Origin of the sequence: Acinetobacter tandoii DSM 14970 = CIP 107469 (assembly GCF_000400735.1) — a bacterium.
GTDB classification, from domain to species: Bacteria; Pseudomonadota; Gammaproteobacteria; order Pseudomonadales; family Moraxellaceae; genus Acinetobacter; species Acinetobacter tandoii.
On sequence record NZ_KE007366.1, the window covers coordinates 368,674 to 387,605 of the forward strand.

An 18,932-nucleotide genomic window follows, 5' to 3' on the forward strand; every position below is an offset into this window, starting at 1 on the left:
CAGATTATTCTCCACCCGCCCAATACCAATAAACCTCTCCCCAATCTAGTTCAGAAAATGTAGGAAGTATTTCACCTTGTTCAAAATACTGTCGTAAATCTGGTCGTGCTGGTGTTTGCCAATAACCAGTTTGTGGACATAACGCTCCACCTTTCACTTTAAGTTTCTCTTCTTCTAGCGGTAATCCATTAACTTTATTAACTCGTTTCCCTTCAGGCCAACTACTGTCTTCATCAAAACGACGCATCCATGCTATGCCTTCGTCATAACTTAAATGCTCATTTGGATCATCATCCCATTGTGCATAACCGACCAGTTTCAGCTCATCACAACGTATTGACTTGATTAAAGCATTGGCATAGACAGGCAAAACAGGTACACCGTCTTCAACAGGATACATGGAGAGCTCCCCGAGTCGAATCCATAAGCCTGTTTGATTTTCTGGATACCCAATTTCATTAATCTCGACTTCTTTAAAGCAGCTAAAGTAAGCTTTGATCTCTTCAGCAGTTGTATTTAATTTTGCAATCCAATATGGATCAAGTAAAAAACTCCAAACAGGTGTTCGAATGCCAGAGCCTAACCGTTGATAATCAATATAGCCATCTATCCGTTCATGATCATGAGTACCATTAAAATCTGGATGATCAATGTCTACACCATAGAAGGCTTGAGTAACAATCTTTTCAAGACTGTTAATCTCATAACTCCCCAAATGCATAGATGCAGCTTGGGCAATCTCAAAGCCACTATAAGCATGACGAGGCTTTAATTTATCAATACAACGTTCAACAAACTGAGTCCACTTCTCTTTATTCTCCTGACTTGCAATATACCAGGCATACCTAAAGTTCATTTTTAAATGGCTGTATCGCATATATGGTCTTTCAGCAATAGTCATTGAATATGACCACACGGCTGAACTAATTTCAGTATCGTCTGAGACAGTTGCTGTAAAATAAACAGAATCCGTCTTCTGATACTGTCTTTGGCAAATTGCATCTAAATCTGCCAGTAATGCTTCAGCCTTTTCTGCTTTAATAAATACATCTTTGATTGGATGTATAAAATGCGTCCATTCCTCATTCTTAATTTGATTAAACTCATTAAAGAGTTCAATAAATTTAGTAATCAGTTGAGGGGCTTCTTCTACTGAATGATAAACATAAAAAGAAACATAGGGACCTATTCCATAAGCATCTTCCCCTTCATCTCCAGTCACCCAGAGCTTATCTGTAGCTTTAATCTCTTCGATCCACTCTACTTGCTCTTCTACCGTTAAGTAAGGTGTTACAGTACTCATATCATTTGCCTCTATTTCCAGCTTTCTTTGTTCCTGTTTGCTCATTCGGTTTACCCTTGCCTTCTTCTAAAGCAATATCTTCAGGATAACGGAACAAAGAAAGATACCCACCTTCTTTTATACCTTTACCCGAATGATTGTTTTTCTTCCCATACTTACCCTCTTTAGCTACCTTGCATTCTTTCAATAAATCATCATATTTAGAAAATTGTGCCTTTTTAATAGAGTCCCCCTGAAACTTGATTTCGACAATCGCAAAAAGATTTGTTTTTGAGATCGGTTCCAAACGAGATTCTGGAATAATTAGATCTGCAGAAATACTACCTCTTTGATTATTATAGGGACTTGGATAAAAGGGGTTTAGGTCAAAAGCACCAGTTCTCTTAAGCTTAGGATTGCCAGGTAAAACCAATTGAGGGTCTTCAAACTTTGCTCCAAAACATACCTCTGTTTTAAGTGGTGCCTTCCAACCCAAAATTTCATCCACAAATTCAAATATGATGGAAGCTGCTAATTGCTTTAAACGGGCGACTAAAAACTCACTTCCAATATCCTCATTCACAATCTCGGATAAAATTAAACCTGCCCAACTTTCCAATATTTTTTGTCTAGCTTTGGGTAAATCACTGACCTTCACTCCCTTTTTCTTTTTTAGTTGTGGAAAGCTATTCGTATTCGCTTTATCACAAACTTCAGAAATTATTTTTCTAAAAGGTATTCGTTCAGAAATCTGTTTCTTAAAGCCTTGGTGACCACGTTGTCTGGGTTGACGTGTCTCAGTATTCTGAGGGTCGTCTTTCCTTAATTTCTCTAAATAAGCAATTTCTGATGCATATAAGAGATGACTATTAAATTCTTTTTCTAGATTATGGATGGTCTTCTTTATTTCTGACTTAGCTTTTTCCAGTTCTTGTCGATAATTTGCCTGCCCTTCGTACAAGTTTGAACCATAGCTATACAACTCATATACAGTCAATGCGGCTGTAAATGCGCGTACAAGTACCATCCCCAAGCCGATTAATGGCAACATTACTCAACTCCTTCGAGATCAATAAAGTGCTGATCGAGCTGGCTTAGTAAGTTCTCATATTTCCCCTCAAGTTGGCTCTGCCAACTGCTTGAAATTCTTTCAGCCTCTTTTAATATTTTCACATCATAAGTGATTTTTTCTGATTGCTCGGTCTGAACATAATCGGTTTCACCAAACTGATTGGTGATACCTTGCTTGAGTATATTTCCTTCTTTATCCAGAATTTTATATTCATGTTCGATAAATGGACTACCATTACCTTTATACAGAAAGAATTTACCAATGTTTTTGTCTAGAGGCGGTGGATTTGGTAAGGTTATTTTTTTAGTGGAAACCTTTTCTCCCCCCATAAACACATGCTGCCCCGCCTTTACCTCTAACTTGCCACTAGTCGTTGGAAAAACACCTGAACCATCTATTTTAAGTTGCGAACCACCTGCGGTAATCACAATCTCTTTAGGACTGGTAATTTCAATGCGGTCTTCTGTAGAAACAATCTGAATGTTTTGTTTAGCTAAAATACTCAAGGCATCGCTTTGAGCCTGCATTTCAAACTTACCTTTGGCAGCGACTTGCTTAATACCCCCCTGTGCTGCAAATAAACTGAGTTTGTTTTGCGCGTGTGCAATCAAATTCTTTTGCGTACTCAAGTTGATGCTATCGCCTGCAAACTGGTTAATTTGTCCATCAGCCGAGACATGAATGTCTGCATTTGTGCTTAAACCAATCCCATCTGGCGAGTTTAAAAGTAATAGCGCCTTTTCAAATTTAGCAATCTGTTCTTGGATTTGATCTGCAAACTCTTTGAGTTGTTCAATCGATTCTATTTCATCGGTTTGCTGGTTTTTGGCAACTTCACTGAGTGCTTTGGCATTATTCTGGTTGCTTTCAAATTGTTGTTTAGCAACTTGTGCATCCAGATGTTCGCCCTGAGCCTGATCTTGTTTATAGGTGGAAAGAAGTAGTCCTTCTCCTGCTCTTAGCGCCCCCCATTGGTCAGTACGGAGTTCAAAGCCTTCGCCTCGGTCTTCACTTTCTTCGGTGGCTTTGGGATGACTCAGTTTACCTAGGTTGAGTTGGCTTGCTGCATGACTGCTTTGCAACTGGGCACTAATTTGACCTGTGCTGTCATCAAATCGGAGCTGGTTAAAGCCCTCTCCCTGATATTCTTTAGATTTAATGCCTGCCAGTTTTTTGGTATCAGGGAGTTGTCCTGCATTATCAAATTTTGTAGGAGAACGCTGTGCTTCATGAAGACGCCCCACCACGAAAGGACGATCTATGTCTCCTTGAAAGAAGTCAATGACTACAATTTCCCCAATACGCGGCAAGAAACGTGCCCCGTAGCCTTCACCTGCCCATGGGGTCAGTACATCCACCCAAGCAGAGTCCGTATCGTTATCATTGCTGCCCGCGCCGCCATCATGCATATGGTCTTCATTTCTTGTGAATAAAAAGCGGACTTTGATGCGTCCCCATTCATCCACATGGATTTCTTCACCATTCGGTCCAACCACCTGAGCACGTTGCGGGTGGGCAGCTGGGCGATGCTGCTCAGGATGATAAGCGGGGACAGTTTTAATCTGTCGACGTTGTAAGCTCAGCAGATTGCCTTGGCGCTGTTCACTTGCAATGCTGCTTAGTGTAGACGTGAATTGCCAATGACTTTGTTGGAGAAGTTGCTCCAATTGCTGGTTTAAATCTTTAGGTAGGTTATTTTGGCTATAAAAGGTTTTTTCGGTAATGAGAAATTCTTTGTCTGCACCACTGTGTTGATTAATTTCAGGATGATCTTGCAGTTCAAACCAGTAACCCACATGAGCATCTCGCACCGTAGACTGGGCACAGAAATGCTTGGCTTGTGCATTGTAGTAGTCCGATAGCTGCTGGTTAAATTGTTCTAGTTGTGGATTGCCCGATGCTGTTGCACCATCCTCCCCATTCAGGTCTTGCATCCATGCGGGTGAAAAATGCCATGCTTGCTCTAGCCCTAAACTTGCAACATCATACTGCTCACTCTGCTGATGTTTGCTTTGTACACTGCCTGCACCATCATCTTGGGTCAGTGCATCAGCTTGCCAGCGCTGAACATGCACTGCTGTGGGCTGTAACTGGCGTTGTGCCTGCCAATCGATAATGCTATCTACGACTTGAACGGCACTACTCTGATGAAAGCGGATAAAACGTCGTGGCAGGACTTGGTAGTGCTGGTTATCATCAATTAAGCGTAGCTTTTGTGCTTGAATCGGTTGGTGAATTTGGGCAAGCAGTGTTTGTGCTTCATCAATCAGCCAACTCATCCCTTCACTTCTGAGTAGACGTGTCAGAAAGTCATAATCACTTTCATTGCTTTGCATGATGAAAGGTCGAATGTCATACTCTCGGCTCAGCCCTGCTAAATCAAGGCTCAGGCTTGCCGCAAATAGCGGACTTTTTTGTTGCCACTCTTGGAACAGTATGTTGACCACATCCACCACATTTTTATTCATAAACACACGACTGTTACGGCGTTGTTTCCATAATGTGGTCGGGTCTTCAAGTGTGAGGCGATATAAGGTCAGTGCACCATCGCTTGCTCCAGCTTGAGCTTGGGTGATGATACCTGTGATACGGCTCAATTGGCCTGTGTCAGTCACTTGGTCGATAGCAACCTGACAGCCAATAAACTGTTTTAGCGGAATAAATGCATGTGTCGACATGCAAATTAAACTGGCGGTTAGGCCTTGATTTAAGCCATGCGTCCCGTCTATTCGCTGTAAATAGACCTGCTGATTCAGCAACGCATTGGCAAACTGGATATGCAATACACGTTTTTGTGTAGTGAATCCTAGCTGTTCTAAAGCAGCATAAATATGATTCAACATAATGTTTTTAATAAATATAAAGTGGATGTCGTAATTATAAAGTTTGCCGTATAGTATAAAAATTTAGCGTTTTTGACCAGCGCCAGGCTGAATTTTATGGCACTTTATGACGTAAATTGACAATATAGAAAGCAAATTATGCAGTATTATTTAGGCTATAAACGCATGATTTCATGAATGAAAATGCGCTAAATATTTAACGGCTTTGTTGCACAAAGATTTATAATTTGAAGAGTTTCCAACTCACTCAAACTTCATTCATAACTCGGGTATTCCACTTATGACCATCTAGATCAAATTCATCCCAACGTGCTTGTAGTAACTCACTGACTCGAACACCAGTCAGCATAATTAAAATGATAGCATGATGTGTCTGAGCATCACTTGGATAAGCTCTAACTTTCCTTAGAAATTCAGGCATATCTGAAGCAGGTAATGATGCTAAATTTTTCACACGCTTATTTTTCAGTGCATAAACCAAATCACCCGCAGGATTATCGTAACGATATCCATGAGCAATCGCATATTTCATTACCATACCACAGCGGGATAAAGTCCGTTTTGCCACTTCAAGCGATCCTCTAGCCTCAATCTTTTTAATAATTTACAGTATTTCAGGTGCCTGAATCTGATTGATGCGCTTATTGCCTAGAGCAATATAAAGCTCATCTAAAGAAGCTCGAACATTACTAATATGTTTAGATGACCACGTTTCTTTCTGGTTATTAAACCAATCTTCTGCGACATTATTAAAATAAGGCTGCACCTCCTCAACCTCAGTCATATTTTTGAGTTTATACCTAAGATCAAGCGCTATCTCTCTTGCACGCTTTAGACTCAGTTCAGGATAAACACCCAATGCTTTTGACTTCCTTTGTCCATTTTCCGTATATCTAATAGACCAATATTTTTTCCCATTCGGATCGATTCGCAAAGAGAGACCATTAATATCAGAAAGGCGATACTGTTTTTCTTGAGGCTGTGCTTTTTTACACATCACATCAGTTAGTGACATATCTTTGTCCCACTTAATTAAACTTATTTAGTGGGTCAAATTGTCCCAATATTGACCCACACAAAGCAAAAATAGGGTCAAATGGCTCTGGACAGAATCGGACAATACAGCCAATAAAAAAGCCCTTAAACATTGAGTTTAAAGGCTTTTTTACATTCAGTCGAACTGCTCTGAATTGAATTTTGGGGCTGTCGTCAATTAAACTAAACATATAAGCAATTGATAAAATTTAAAATAAATTTTATTTAACCCAAAACCATACAAAATACCATACAAAAACTTTCTTAAATAAAAGTGAGAGTAGTATCAAAATACAGTTTTAATTACCTTATCTACTCCCTCAACCAACTCCAGAACCTCCTCTTTTGTTGGCTCTCGCTCTTTATTATGATCACACAAATTTCTGATATCACCGAGATGCTGAATAAATCGCCATTTAGGTGTATCAATAATCTCATTTTCTTTTAAAAGTTGATAAAAATCAGATATTGAAGGATGCTTTTTCCGTGTACTTAATCCATGTAACTCACAAACATGTCCTAAGTGCTTTTCTAGGACAACACCTGCAATTGCTCCTGCACCTCTAGCAAAACCTTTCTTGGCTAAATCTTTTGCAGCTCCAAGTTCTGAATCATAAATATCTGCCTGAATGACTTCCTTGATGTCAAATAATTGACTCTCAAATCTTTTTTGAGCAGATTTTAATATTGTAATTTGATTTTGCATCTTGGGAATTGCAGCAGACTGGTTGGAAACGGCTTGCCCGCCTCTCGATGTTTTCAAACCTAAAAGATAATCTGAAATCCCATAGGTTAAGAAATCGATTTCTTTTCTCTTTTCATCTTTATATTGCTTAACAAAATCTGCTAATCGATCAGGAATGATTTGTTTTATAACTAAAAGTGCTTCTGAATACCAAATGTCATACTCTGTTATGAAATTAGGAAATTCTATATCTTTTTCCTGAAACATTTTTACTGATTCGGGCGACAGCTGTCCCTGTGCATTTGCCATAGAATAATAAAGGAGATCTCCTTGTCTTATCAAATCTTTCAATTCCATTTTTAATTTATCAAACTTAGATTCCACAGTAGTCCTCTTTTAAGTTACTTTTCATTATGCATATAGATTTCTAATAATATAAATTTATAACATGTTTACTATAAGTTATTCATTTGATGATTATAAAAAACCAAGACAACATAAGCTATCTTGGCCTTTATCATATTTTAACAATAACGTTTTTTCTTTTTATCTTCCCACCAATCTAACAATTCACTGTGATCAAAATACACAGCAGCTTGCCTGCTTGCACCTTCCTTAATTGGTCGAGGAAAACTTGGATCATCCTTAACCATTTTATTCAACTTATCGCGTTGTACAGATAAAAAATGGCAAGTTTCATTCATCGTTAATCTCAACTTTTGCATCCTATTTATACCCCCTTAAAACCGTTATATTGCGTGTTATAGCTACGTTTTCCATTCATAGCAATATTCCATACTGCTTAGCCAAATCACGCTTAAATCGCACTGTAGTAGATGCTGTATAGGCTATTGGCAATGCTCCCTGCTTGTAGGTTGCCAAGAATCTTACATACTTCGGTGGCAAGTCTGCTTAAGCTATCGGAGCTGGTAAATTCAGTAGTGCATGCTGATCATCAACTGTTTTCACAACTAAATCATGATCCCAAACATGACCGTAATTTAAATTGTTATCACGTAAATGCTGACTATATAAACGTACCTCACATCGAACCATACAATCTGCATATGCTTGCAATTCTGCTGTGATACGTTTGTGCTGCTTCTTGTGCGTACTAACCTCAGTGCCTTTATGGTAATAAAGCAGAGTTGTACGTGTACTCCTCAAACCAAAGTAAGTACCATTATCCTGCGTTTCTTTCTTACGCCGTGGATAAGTACCATGCTCTTTGATCTTTGCCAAATACACTTGAGCTTGCTGTTTATCAGCAAATAGAATCGCTTTATTCAAGTCAATACGATGAATCTTAAACAGCCCTTGCTTGATATTATCTAGCTCGTCATTTGTCGGAGTTAAGGCATCAAATACATGAGTCAACTCATCAACTGTATCTGAAACTAATTGGATTAAATCGGTACTACCTGTGACATTATGTCCGTATAACCACTTAAACAAGTTACCCTGTATGACTATCGTATTAGCATTTTTAGCTTTAACTTGTATCCGATCATTATGAGAACCATGTACCCATTGCTGACCATAAGATTCTTGTTGTCTTGAATACACACCATCAAATTTAGTAAAAGGAACTACTACTTTCTCAGATAATTCACTTGGATTATTTGTTAGTTGTAATTCTATTTTTAAGTAGTCTATAGCGTATAAATTAAGGTTAGTTTTTTCCTCGTTAGTTGCTAAGTTAAGGTTAAGGTTAAGGTTTTGGATATTAATTCTCCTTTTAACAAATTTTAGAATGCAGAAAACCCCACACCTCGATAGTTCCTTTTGAACTAGATGTAGAGCAGTTAAGTTTTAGATTGAATTACCCTGACTTGGATAATTTAGAAATTAACTATGCAATTGCACAATCATTCCGTTATGTTGCATTAACATAGAACATAAGACTTTTCAATATAATTTATTTATTAAAATATTTCAACTGTTATGTGATTGTTTTTTAACCACTTAGGCTTATTGTTAAACCCTCGCCCTAATGTAAACCAACCTTAAATTTTATAAATTAACAATGGGCGTGGGGAACAAGTTTGCCCGACATCTAAGAAATATCGACAATTTGTATACATAGGGTTTAACAATCTGAACTACACCCAACGGCGTTTTAGGCATGATTTTAAAATATCAAGCTTTCTTAAATTGAATAACATTTTCATCAGCTAACTTTTCCAAATAATCGGCATACCATTGCATCATGACTTTCCGCTCATCAAAATGTGTCGCTTTATCATATGTTCCTTTAACACCATCTTTAGCATGTGCTAAACAAGCTTCCACGACTTGAGGCTTGTCACTAAACTGGTTATTTAGAATTGTACTGGCAATATGGCGAAACCCATGAGGGTTTTGCTTTCCACCATATCCCATTCTCTTTAACGCTTCGATAAAGACTGTATCGGACTTAGGCTTATTTTTACTGGTTCTGCTTGGAAATAGGTAATCTGAATAACCTGTTAATTGTTTTAGCTCTTGTAACAATTCCAAAACTTGTCTTACTAACGGTACTTTGTGTTCTTTCCCCATCTTCATTCTTGATGCTGGAATTAACCATATACCCTTTTCCAAATCAAACTCCCCCCAAGTCGCCTCTCTTAATTCTGATGGTCTACTAAAGATTATTGAAAGCAATTTAAGACCAATACGTGTATCCAATGCTGGATATTTATCTATAGCTCGCAATAATGCTGGCAGTTCCTCATCACTTACATGCTTCATCCCATTACTTTCGTGCTTTTTCAGATACTTATGCAAATTAGTAATAGGGTTATATGTTGCTTTACCTGTTACCTCAGCATAATCATACATTTCTCGCACCAATGCTGTAACGCGCTGCCCTGTTTCAATAATCGGCTTACCTGTACGAGGGTTAAGTTTCTTTTGAATATCCTGAAAAAGACCATGCCATTCTTGCTTGGTGATATTTCGGTAATCCTTTTTACCCATTGTAGGCATGACATGGTTATTTAGTGCACCTACATTTCTAGCCTTAGTATCAGGTGTCCATGTTTTTGTAAGATAAAACTCTTCAGCGAGTTGTTGAAAAGTAAAAGCCCCTTGCTCCAATGTCGCTAGTCTAACTTCCGCTTTCTGTACAACTGGATCAACACCTTGAGCAATTAACTTACGAGCCTCATCAGCTTTCTTTCTTGCAAAGCTTCCACCAACTTCAGGATATGTACCTAAACCCACCCATGACCACTTACCAGTGCTAGGCTTTTTATATCTTAACTCCCATCGCTTATTGCCTTTAGGGTGAACTACAAAATGTAAGTTATTTCCGTCATTAATGCGGTACTCTTTTTCTTCTGCTTCCAATGAACCTAATACGGTATCTCGCATCGGATAAGACTTTACATCTGATTTTTTCATCGTATGTCTTGTATGGTGGCTTTTCACTAACTCACACTATACACGCTACCATACACAGCAACAAGCTATAAGAAACTTCATATAACGGCATAAACAGGCATAAAAAAAGCCTAAACCATTAAGATTTAAGCTTTATTTACTTATATAACGTCATATTGCGTTATACAAATTTAAGTATTCGGTGGAGGTGGCGTCAGTTGAACCAATTTTACAAGATATTGATTTTATTAGTTTTAAAATAAATTAAGAAGATGCTTTACCCAGTTTTTACCCATTGATTTTTAAGGCATTTTTTCGGGTAAAAATCTTGTTCAAATCCTATCTCAGGACTTGAACTTGAATTATAAATATAACAGATTTAATTAAAGACTAAAAATAAAATGATATAACATTTCATATATTGTTTTCATGTAATATAAGTCCAAAGTATCTTGTAGCATTTAGGGAGAAAAAGGAATGTTTGATGATATTGATCAATTGAAACGAAAATTAGATCAGTACCGTCCTCTTTCGCCTTCTATTATAAAAAATTTGCTAGATGATCTGATTGTACGTTGGACTTACCACTCCAATGCCATTGAAGGGAATAGCTTAACCCTACTAGAAACTAAAGTTGTGCTTGAAGGTATCGCTATAGGGGGGAAATTACTGCGAGAGCACTTTGAAGTAATCAATCACCGTAATGCGATCTACTATGTTGAAGACATCATCAAGAAACAAGAACCTTTTTCTGAATGGCAAATCCGGAACATCCACCAATTGATTCTTAAAAATATTGATGATGACAATGCCGGACGTTACAGACAGCAAAACGTACTGATTTCAGGTGGCTACCACTCCCCCACCTGATTACACCTTATTGAATGACAAAATGGCTCAATTTGTAGATTGGTACAATACTGAAGCAGATCAACTCCACCCTATTGAACGGGCAGCCAAAGTACATGCTGACTTTGTGGGCATACATCCATTTATTGATGGTAATGGTCGTACATCACGGCTATTGATGAATTTAGAATTGATGAAAGCTGGCTATCCGCCATGTGTTATTAAGGTTGAAAACCGTTTGGCTTACTATGACGCTCTAGATCAATGGATGACTTACGGAAAAACTGAAGCCTTTATCAAGTTAGTCTCCAATGCAATTATCGAAGGTTTTAAGCCATATCAATTGGTTCTAGGCCTTTGAACTCCTCACACTCAATATATTTTAGACGAGAAGAATACTGCTTGTACGGTAGCTTGTACGGTAGCTTGTACGGTAGCTTGTACGGTAGCTTGTACGGTAGCTTGTACGATGTATCACAATTTACTGTTCAATCAAATATTATCTCCAAAATTAACTCAATAAATGATAGTTAATCTGAATGATTTGTATTAGCTTGCAATGTAATGCATCGTATCGTGGTAAGCTTTTTGGTTTTGGTAAATCAGACTTTCAACAAGAATATTCGTAACTGTATCTAATATGCTTTAAAAATAGAAATAAGCGTATTAGATTAACTTTGAAAATTAATATAAATTAATATAGTAATAAAAACTAAATTAACAATGCTTACAATGATTAATCCGACCTGTAATTTACTATTTTCTTGACGTTGGGTGTCGAATTGTAAAGAAATCTTTTCTAACTCATCAGAACTTTCATTTAATTGTTTTTTCATTAATTCAAATTTGTTTGTAGTATCTCCAGATTGGTCTCTTAAAAATCTTTCTATATCATCAAATTGAGTATCAATATGTAATAAGCTTTTATGTAATTCATTTTTTAAATTTTCTAAGCTTTTATTATAATCTTCTTTATGATCTTTTACTAATTGCGTAATTTCCTGTTGATATACTTTCAGAATACTTTCAATATCATTGAATCTTTCATTTACACTACGTGATATTAAATTACTTTGATCTCCAATTGATTCTTTAATCGCATCAAAACCATCAACATTATCTTCAAATATTTTCTTTATTTCTTTTTTTATATTATTACTTATAGAAATATTTTCTTTTATTTTTTCTTTAGCATTCTCAATAGTCCACTTTAAATCATCAACATGATTTTCAATATTTTCATTTAATGGTGTATTAATAATTTTATTAACGAGCTGTTTTAAGTCATCCATGGACGTATCATTTACATCTAAAATATCAGTTTTATTTAACATTAGTCTCTCACCTCAGAAAACTTGGTATATTGCTGTTCTAAAACCATACTAAACCACAATCTATGGAATTTTTTTACCATATTCTTTTCTTCAACAAAATCTCTCTTTGACTGTTTACATGCATCTTCAAATGAGCATTTCATTAAATTATGAAAACTTTCTGCATGTTTTTTCGCATTTTTCATATTTACGATAAATTTTTCATGTGTATTGCTCAGAATATTTAGTGAACTTTGAATCTCGTTTACTTTTCGTTCTATCTCACCCTTCGAAAACTCAAATGATTTAATATCATATCTAATATTTTGGAGTTCCTTCCTCTTTTTTATTAATTTTTTTTTGCAATATTCTTTTATTTGTTTATCAGCATCTTTAGCAAAATTAGCAATTTCCAGTTCTATAGCACCATGCAAAATATCAAAATCTTTATTGAAACTCGCATCAGACCAATAGTCATCAAACCAATAGTCACATAACATTTTATGACAAGATGCCAAATTTCCTGTATCCAATGATGGAGGATTCCTAAGATAAAACTCTTCTGATTTTACGATTAAATCAATTTCTATTTCTGTCCAACTTTGGCTCAATAGCATCGTAGCCTTTTTAAGCCACATCTTTAATGCTGGAACCGTATGCTTATCAGGTTTCCGTAAATTAGACACTTTTACAAATTTCTCAATCATATCTGCAATAAATGATTTCTTCTCTAAATCTAATAAATTATCAATTTCACTCTGAATTTTTTTGATCTTATATTCATACTCAGTACAAATATTTTTTAAATTATTTATATCTGTTTTATATTTTTCCAATTCTTCATTCATTTTTTTGGTTTGTTGCTCATAATTATTCTTTTCCTTATTAACTTTATCTACAACCAGATATTGAACATTAAAACCATTCATAAAACGAGCATATGGATTTGCTGCCTTATGTAAACTATCATAAAGTGAAGAAAATGAATCATGATTAACTCTTTTAATTACATCAAAATAATCAGGATGCTTACTTTGTATATTCACCAATGAGCGTCCAAACTCTAATGGAAATATTATTTCCTTATATTCATCTGAATTAATGAAATCATGGGTACAGAGTTGCTCGATAATTCTTTTCTTAAAACCATTTAAATCAAAATGCTCTTTATTAGCCTTTACATAATCCAAAACTGTTACTGGGGAAAAAGAATATGTTAAAACGATCCTAAATCGATTTATCTGTGATGTCCAAGATTTAAATTCATTTAATGCTAATCTCTCAGGATTTAGGAAAGATAAGTCATCTAATCGTCCAACCAAAAGTACAATATCAGCTGTTGATGCATATGTTCTGGCTATTTCCTCTACATGTCTCTGTTCATTTTCATCTCTTGCTTGAATTCCTGGTAAATCCAAGATACGGATATCTAATGGTTTTTTATCAGCATCTACATAGAAATATTTATTAGGGATATGAACATCAATAATCTCTTTTTGCCATGACTCACCCTGTTCTACAGCTTCTCGTAATTTTCCAAAATATTCATTGACTGTATTTACATCAATAGAATTATTTTGACTATCTCTAAAATGCCACTGATCATCCACAGATTTACGATAGCGAATAGGTATAACCGTTGATGATTTTCCAATTTCTCGACCACCACGTAATGGTTTTGATACTTCATCTATATAATCATCATTAATCCTAAGTAGTTTAAGAATTAAAGTTGTCTTTCCTACTTGTGTCGATCCATAAACAACTATAGTAATTTGATCAGAGCGTGTTAAATCAGCTTCTAAGTCTGGATCAACTTGATCAAGGAAATCCTGATATGCTTTTTTTGCCCATTGGTCACGTTGGCTATAAAGTTCAAGCCAATCTCGATTGCTTTCCACTTAATAACCTTTGTAAATTTTCTTGAGAATTTTTGACTACATTTAGACAACGATATATTGTATCTTTTTTAAGCAAATCTTTATTCAATCCATATGCCTTGTCTAGATTATTACGTATTACTTCACGAATGTTTTCCATTACATCATCATAATGTTCCAATGATGTTTGCACATTTGCATCACCATAATGTCCTAATACAGCCGCAATATATTCTTTCTGACTATTGTGATAGTTCTCTGTTTCCTTTCCTATTTGATAAGCTAGATAACCTGCAATAATAACACCTGCAGCTACCATAGATACCGTTCCACCAATACCAACTGCTCCTGTAGTGGAGGCACTATTTCCTGACAACACTGAGATTAATGCAGGAATCGTATCAATTTCTGCATCTGCGACAATATCTACAGCAAAAATAGTTGCCATAGTTCTCATTATAGGTATAAATGACTCTTTGAATTCCGGTAGACCTTCACTGGTTGATTTTGCAATATTCTCAATTAACTGAGACTCACTCATACCTTTTTCAATATTTATGCTTGGGGTTGCGATTGTAGCAATTTGCATGATGCGCGCATACTCCATAACAATGGCTGGTACTAATGCTATTGCTTTTGGAAAATCAGAGTTTTCATCAAATTTTATCTCATCCTTTTCTTTTACTAAATCAGGACGAAATAACAAATTGAGTCCATCCTTTACCTCGGGTTTCTCAAGCAGAGTAATCTTGTCATGAGATATGTCTCCCAATATCTTTTGTGTATTAATTACCATGTTGCCATTTCTTTCATAATTTATAGCGACATCTAACTTTAATTGTTCTTTAGATAGATATGACAAGGCTAATAAATTACTTTCGATAATTGTTCTTGGCTGACTACCGTCTGGATTATGATTATCTAACCAAAACTGTCTGATCCGTTCTTTATGACGACCACTATCACTATTTTGTATTAATGTATTAGTCGTATTTTTTAGCCAATTTCCCAAGCCTTCTTCATTATTTTTATAGGAATTTTCAGCGCTTTGTATGGCTGCATTAACGTAACTTTGAGTTTGAGTAACAAGTTTTCTACTATAGCTTTTTTTAAATTTTGCTTTAGCCTCATCAAATTTTAATAAGATTTCTTCAACAGTTTTATCTTTTCCAACTGTAGATTTTAATCCCATAGAAAGTAAATCATCTTCAATCTGATCAATAATGAAGTCAATTTCATTAGATAAAATTTCATCTAACTCACTATATTTTGCATTTTCGGACTCTCTGGAACTAAGAGTATTATTATAAACTGCAAAAATTAACGCTTGTTCCCACTTACTCTTATATTCATCATCACATGCACCTGTTAATACAATATTAGTTACTTGCTGTCCTGAACATTGAAAAACTTCAACTGCTGTTTTTTTCAACTCTTGACGCTGTTCATCAGTTAAATTTTCTGTTTTAGTTACAGCAATGATTGGATGACGATATTCTAAATACTTACTCCGCAAATCATTTAATATTTTTCGTGAGCTATTTGCTGCAAGACGTGTTTCATCTGTAACTAAAATACAACCTAATGCATGAGTTAAAGTATGACGCATCAATTCTTGCCATTTTTCATTTACACGCGTTTCTAGCTCATAACCTGGTAATAATACAAAACCTAACTCTTCACCTTTAAAATGCTTGATTGGGACATATAATTTGACCAATAGTATTGTGTTGTCAGCCTTATAATTTCTTAATATTTCCTGCAATTCTTCTGACGCAATTTTTCTTTCTTTTTCTATCCCTTCTTTTTCATCCAACTCAACTTTAACAGCATAAGGTTCTGTACAAGTTTTATTTTCAAGAATAAAGAGCGGCAACTGCTCACTTCGTCCTTCATTTTCTAATAACCATTCAGAGTCTAAGTTATAAATTTCACGAATCAATCGTGATTTTCCAGCACTTTGTGTCCCTGCTACAGCAATGTATTTAGTATTAGCCAACTCTCTTGTAATTCGGAGCTTACGATTAGTTGTTAAAATTTGATTTTTTAATTTATTATAATTTGGTGTCCCTGACAGACTAAATAACAGATTAACTAATGCTCTTTCTAATCTATTAATGGTATCTGTTTCTGTAGTCATATATTATTTTACAACCCCGTATTTAATTATTTAGTCAGATTTAAATTTTTACAACAATATTTCTATTATTTTCTAATACATTTAAGTCTAACAATGAAAGGCAACTTAGTCTTTATTATATCATCAGCTAAAAAAAATGTTAATGAATTAGGAAAAATACATCAACATACTAAGCAACAATCTGTATGAAATGCAGGCCTAAAGTCGTAGTATATCTTCAGCAAAGATCTCCGATTTACTCTTGATGAATAATTCCGAGATGGTGGCAGTTTAACCCAACAAATAATCCCAATAAAAAAAGATACCTAGAACTATGAATAAAGAACTTTATTACCCAATTTTACCCGTTCATCGACTAAGATGAATTGTCTGTACCAAAAGTTACAGACAATTCTCTTATATAGTTAAAGACTTCTATAAAACATTTTGACTTTTTGTGCCATTAGCTTACGACGCTGACTTAGAAACTCGCTATATTGATTTGAGTCCAATGAGCTAATGTTTTCTGGTATGCAATGATTGACTAAGTTTTGATCTAAACATTCCTGATCTCTCAATGAGGTTATTTCATTCTTCTGTGTATTTATGTCTTGGATAATTGTTTCCATGTATTTGCTTGGTGAAGCATTACCTAGCTTGATGTTGACTGATTGCTCAGTATAAACATAGTTTGCAACCTGATTATATTCGCTTTTCTTAAAACCATTTTTGGCTAAATAATCTTTAGGAAAAACATGATGCACATCCCCTCTCTGCTCAATCAAACTACGTACAGTTAGACTATCTGATAAGAAAGATTGTTCATTCAATTTACATTGCGCTGCTAGATAACACAGATAAGCATTGTTAACTGTACTTGAGGAATCAAGCTCATTAACTAATCTGTAATCCCAAAAACCATCATCAAGGTCTGCTTGCTCAATTTGGGCCAAATAAGCTTCTATTCCTTTTTCTAATATCTGTTTACTATCACGTTCAATTGCTGTTTCAGATGAACCTGAATAACGCCCAGTTAATAGTGAAACAACATACCAACGCTTTACTAAATTTTGAATTTGTGGTTCTGGTATTTTTGATGCGCGTAGCTGTAAATAAAGCGCATAGGCGAAATTAAGACTGGTTTGGGAACTAATCAACTTTTTATTAATAAAACCAGCAGACTGAATGATTGTGATAAATCGTTGGTAATTAGTTTGGTTAAAAAAGTCTTCCAAACCTTGTCTTAACTTCTTATAGCTTTCTTCAGCGATAGTTTGAACATTCCGTCTATTTTCAAAATCTCGACCTGAAAGCAATGCAACTAAATCACTAAATTTTCCTCGATTAAATTGACATGTATAAGCCACACGTAAGACATCTATATAGCTTGGCTGATACAAATCATCTTTAATCTCTGCTATCCAACTAATTTTTTTATAGTCATCACTACTAGCAAATACTTTATCATTTTGCTGGATGGTTTTATTAAAACTACTGTCTTTTAACAAATGACAGAAATAATCAATCATTTTACGTAGCCGATTGCCACCAAAATGCTCATCAGATGCAATCTTCGACATAACAAAATCGGCATTGCTTAGCACCACACCTTTCTGATTGATTCGAATAAAAATCTCAGTCACCGTATCAATATCAAGAGATGAATCCAACTCAATAATACCGATTTGACGGTTTTTGATTGCTTTTAATTTTTCGAGTTTATCTTCGATAAAATCTTCATTAGCATCAGGATTTAATGCCATATATGCACGTCGTGCCTGAGAGATTGAAATATCACCATTTAAAATGGGAGCAATGTTATTGACCCAAATTGGATTACGTTCGATTGCAGTATTACATACTTCAAACAAAGGTTCATCATCTGCAGCCGTTGGGTTATAAGCAATACGAATATTCGTTTCTTTATAATCTTTATCTAATACAGCCTGACCTACGACTGCCGCTGTTAAGGCTGTGATACGTTGCTGACCATCAATAAGTACTTTTTTACCTGCTGAGAGTGTGCCATCTTTTAAACGAATATCTGGATTACGCCATGTAATAATATAACCAACGGGATAACCTTTATAAAGCGAATCCATCAAATCACGTACTTTACTACTTGACCAAACAAATGGGCGTTGAATCTCAGGAATTGCTATTTCACCAGATTTAATCCAAGAAAGTAGTGTATCGATTGGATGTTGATGTACCGAATACTTTGCCACGAAAACCTCTCAATTATAAATACCTTAGATTATACAAATAAAAACTCTATAAAAATTGATTCAATGCTCTAATCATTTCTTTAGAAAACTTTATTTTAAGAATTGTTTAATCCATATCCACAGTATAGCAGTATATAAAGAGACTTCCCCACTTATTATCCGTTGATGAAACTAGACCTTATACAAAGTACCCCATATGTTCTGGACCATCTTGAAAGCTCTGGCATAAGTCAAAAATACATGAGAAACTAGCCAGCTCATGC

General features: G+C 35.4%; 11 protein-coding genes and 2 pseudogenes. 1 reads left to right on the forward strand and 12 read right to left on the reverse strand.

The window, feature by feature from the left end:
* Nucleotides 1–4: 4 nt before the first annotated feature.
* The 8 genes and pseudogenes from I593_RS08295 to I593_RS08330 all read right to left on the reverse strand — a co-directional run bounded on the left by I593_RS08295 (nucleotide 5) and on the right by I593_RS08330 (nucleotide 10,301).
* On the reverse strand, nucleotides 5–1,348 hold the full coding sequence (locus tag I593_RS08295; protein WP_228130568.1) for a hypothetical protein: 1,344 nt from the start codon (nucleotides 1,346–1,348) through the stop codon (nucleotides 5–7).
* Nucleotides 1,305–2,333: a hypothetical protein gene (locus I593_RS08300; protein WP_016167109.1), complete on the reverse strand. Its 1,029-nt coding sequence runs from the start codon at nucleotides 2,331–2,333 to the stop codon at nucleotides 1,305–1,307. Before I593_RS08300 ends, I593_RS08295 begins: the two co-directional genes overlap by 44 nt.
* Nucleotides 2,333–5,197 (reverse strand): type VI secretion system Vgr family protein, encoded by a 2,865-nt coding sequence (locus I593_RS08305; protein WP_016167110.1) that lies wholly within the window; start codon nucleotides 5,195–5,197, stop codon nucleotides 2,333–2,335. The genes I593_RS08300 and I593_RS08305 overlap by 1 nt, the downstream gene beginning before the upstream one ends.
* A gap of 271 nt (nucleotides 5,198–5,468) precedes the next feature.
* Nucleotides 5,469–6,212, reverse strand: a pseudogene (locus tag I593_RS20835) (tyrosine-type recombinase/integrase); the annotation flags it as partial.
* 306 nt (nucleotides 6,213–6,518) lie between these two features.
* On the reverse strand, nucleotides 6,519–7,301 hold the full coding sequence (locus I593_RS08315; protein ID WP_016167113.1) for a hypothetical protein: 783 nt from the start codon (nucleotides 7,299–7,301) through the stop codon (nucleotides 6,519–6,521).
* 140 nt (nucleotides 7,302–7,441) lie between these two features.
* Nucleotides 7,442–7,642, reverse strand: a complete 201-nt coding sequence (locus I593_RS08320; protein WP_016167114.1) for a helix-turn-helix transcriptional regulator — start codon at nucleotides 7,640–7,642, stop codon at nucleotides 7,442–7,444.
* Nucleotides 7,643–7,829: 187 nt separating this feature from the next.
* On the reverse strand, nucleotides 7,830–8,483 hold the full coding sequence (locus I593_RS08325; protein WP_016167115.1) for a phage/plasmid replication protein, II/X family: 654 nt from the start codon (nucleotides 8,481–8,483) through the stop codon (nucleotides 7,830–7,832).
* 573 nt (nucleotides 8,484–9,056) lie between these two features.
* Nucleotides 9,057–10,301: a tyrosine-type recombinase/integrase gene (locus tag I593_RS08330; RefSeq protein ID WP_016167116.1), complete on the reverse strand. Its 1,245-nt coding sequence runs from the start codon at nucleotides 10,299–10,301 to the stop codon at nucleotides 9,057–9,059.
* Nucleotides 10,302–10,757: 456 nt separating this feature from the next.
* Between I593_RS08330 and I593_RS08335 the strand changes: the two are divergent.
* Nucleotides 10,758–11,490: pseudogene (locus tag I593_RS08335) on the forward strand (Fic family protein).
* A gap of 310 nt (nucleotides 11,491–11,800) precedes the next feature.
* On the opposite strand, the gene I593_RS08340 reads toward I593_RS08335, so the two are convergent.
* The 4 genes from I593_RS08340 to I593_RS08355 form a co-directional block, all read right to left on the reverse strand.
* Nucleotides 11,801–12,463, reverse strand: coding sequence for a hypothetical protein (locus tag I593_RS08340; protein WP_016167119.1), 663 nt, complete (start codon nucleotides 12,461–12,463; stop codon nucleotides 11,801–11,803).
* A complete protein-coding gene (locus I593_RS08345; protein ID WP_016167120.1) occupies nucleotides 12,463–14,343 on the reverse strand; it encodes a dynamin family protein in 1,881 nt (626 codons plus the stop codon). Before I593_RS08345 ends, I593_RS08340 begins: the two co-directional genes overlap by 1 nt.
* A complete protein-coding gene (locus I593_RS08350) occupies nucleotides 14,318–16,462 on the reverse strand; it encodes a hypothetical protein (protein ID WP_016167121.1) in 2,145 nt (714 codons plus the stop codon). The genes I593_RS08345 and I593_RS08350 overlap by 26 nt, the downstream gene beginning before the upstream one ends.
* Before the next feature lie 404 nt (nucleotides 16,463–16,866).
* Complete coding sequence (locus I593_RS08355) at nucleotides 16,867–18,669, reverse strand: GmrSD restriction endonuclease domain-containing protein (RefSeq protein WP_016167122.1); 1,803 nt, start codon at nucleotides 18,667–18,669, stop codon at nucleotides 16,867–16,869.
* Between the last annotated feature and the right edge of the window lie 263 nt (nucleotides 18,670–18,932).

What these genes read in the sequence shown, in the direction of transcription:
- I593_RS08295 (WP_228130568.1), bottom strand. Translation starts at nt 1,348, where the DNA reads ATGAGCAAACAGGAACAAAGAAAGCTGGAAATAGAGGCAAATGATATG.
- I593_RS08300 (WP_016167109.1), bottom strand. Translation starts at nt 2,333, where the DNA reads ATGTTGCCATTAATCGGCTTGGGGATGGTACTTGTACGCGCATTTACA.
- I593_RS08305 (WP_016167110.1), bottom strand. Translation starts at nt 5,197, where the DNA reads ATGTTGAATCATATTTATGCTGCTTTAGAACAGCTAGGATTCACTACA.
- I593_RS08320 (WP_016167114.1), bottom strand. Translation starts at nt 7,642, where the DNA reads ATGCAAAAGTTGAGATTAACGATGAATGAAACTTGCCATTTTTTATCT.
- I593_RS08330 (WP_016167116.1), bottom strand. Translation starts at nt 10,301, where the DNA reads ATGAAAAAATCAGATGTAAAGTCTTATCCGATGCGAGATACCGTATTA.
- I593_RS08340 (WP_016167119.1), bottom strand. Translation starts at nt 12,463, where the DNA reads ATGTTAAATAAAACTGATATTTTAGATGTAAATGATACGTCCATGGAT.
- I593_RS08350 (WP_016167121.1), bottom strand. Translation starts at nt 16,462, where the DNA reads ATGACTACAGAAACAGATACCATTAATAGATTAGAAAGAGCATTAGTT.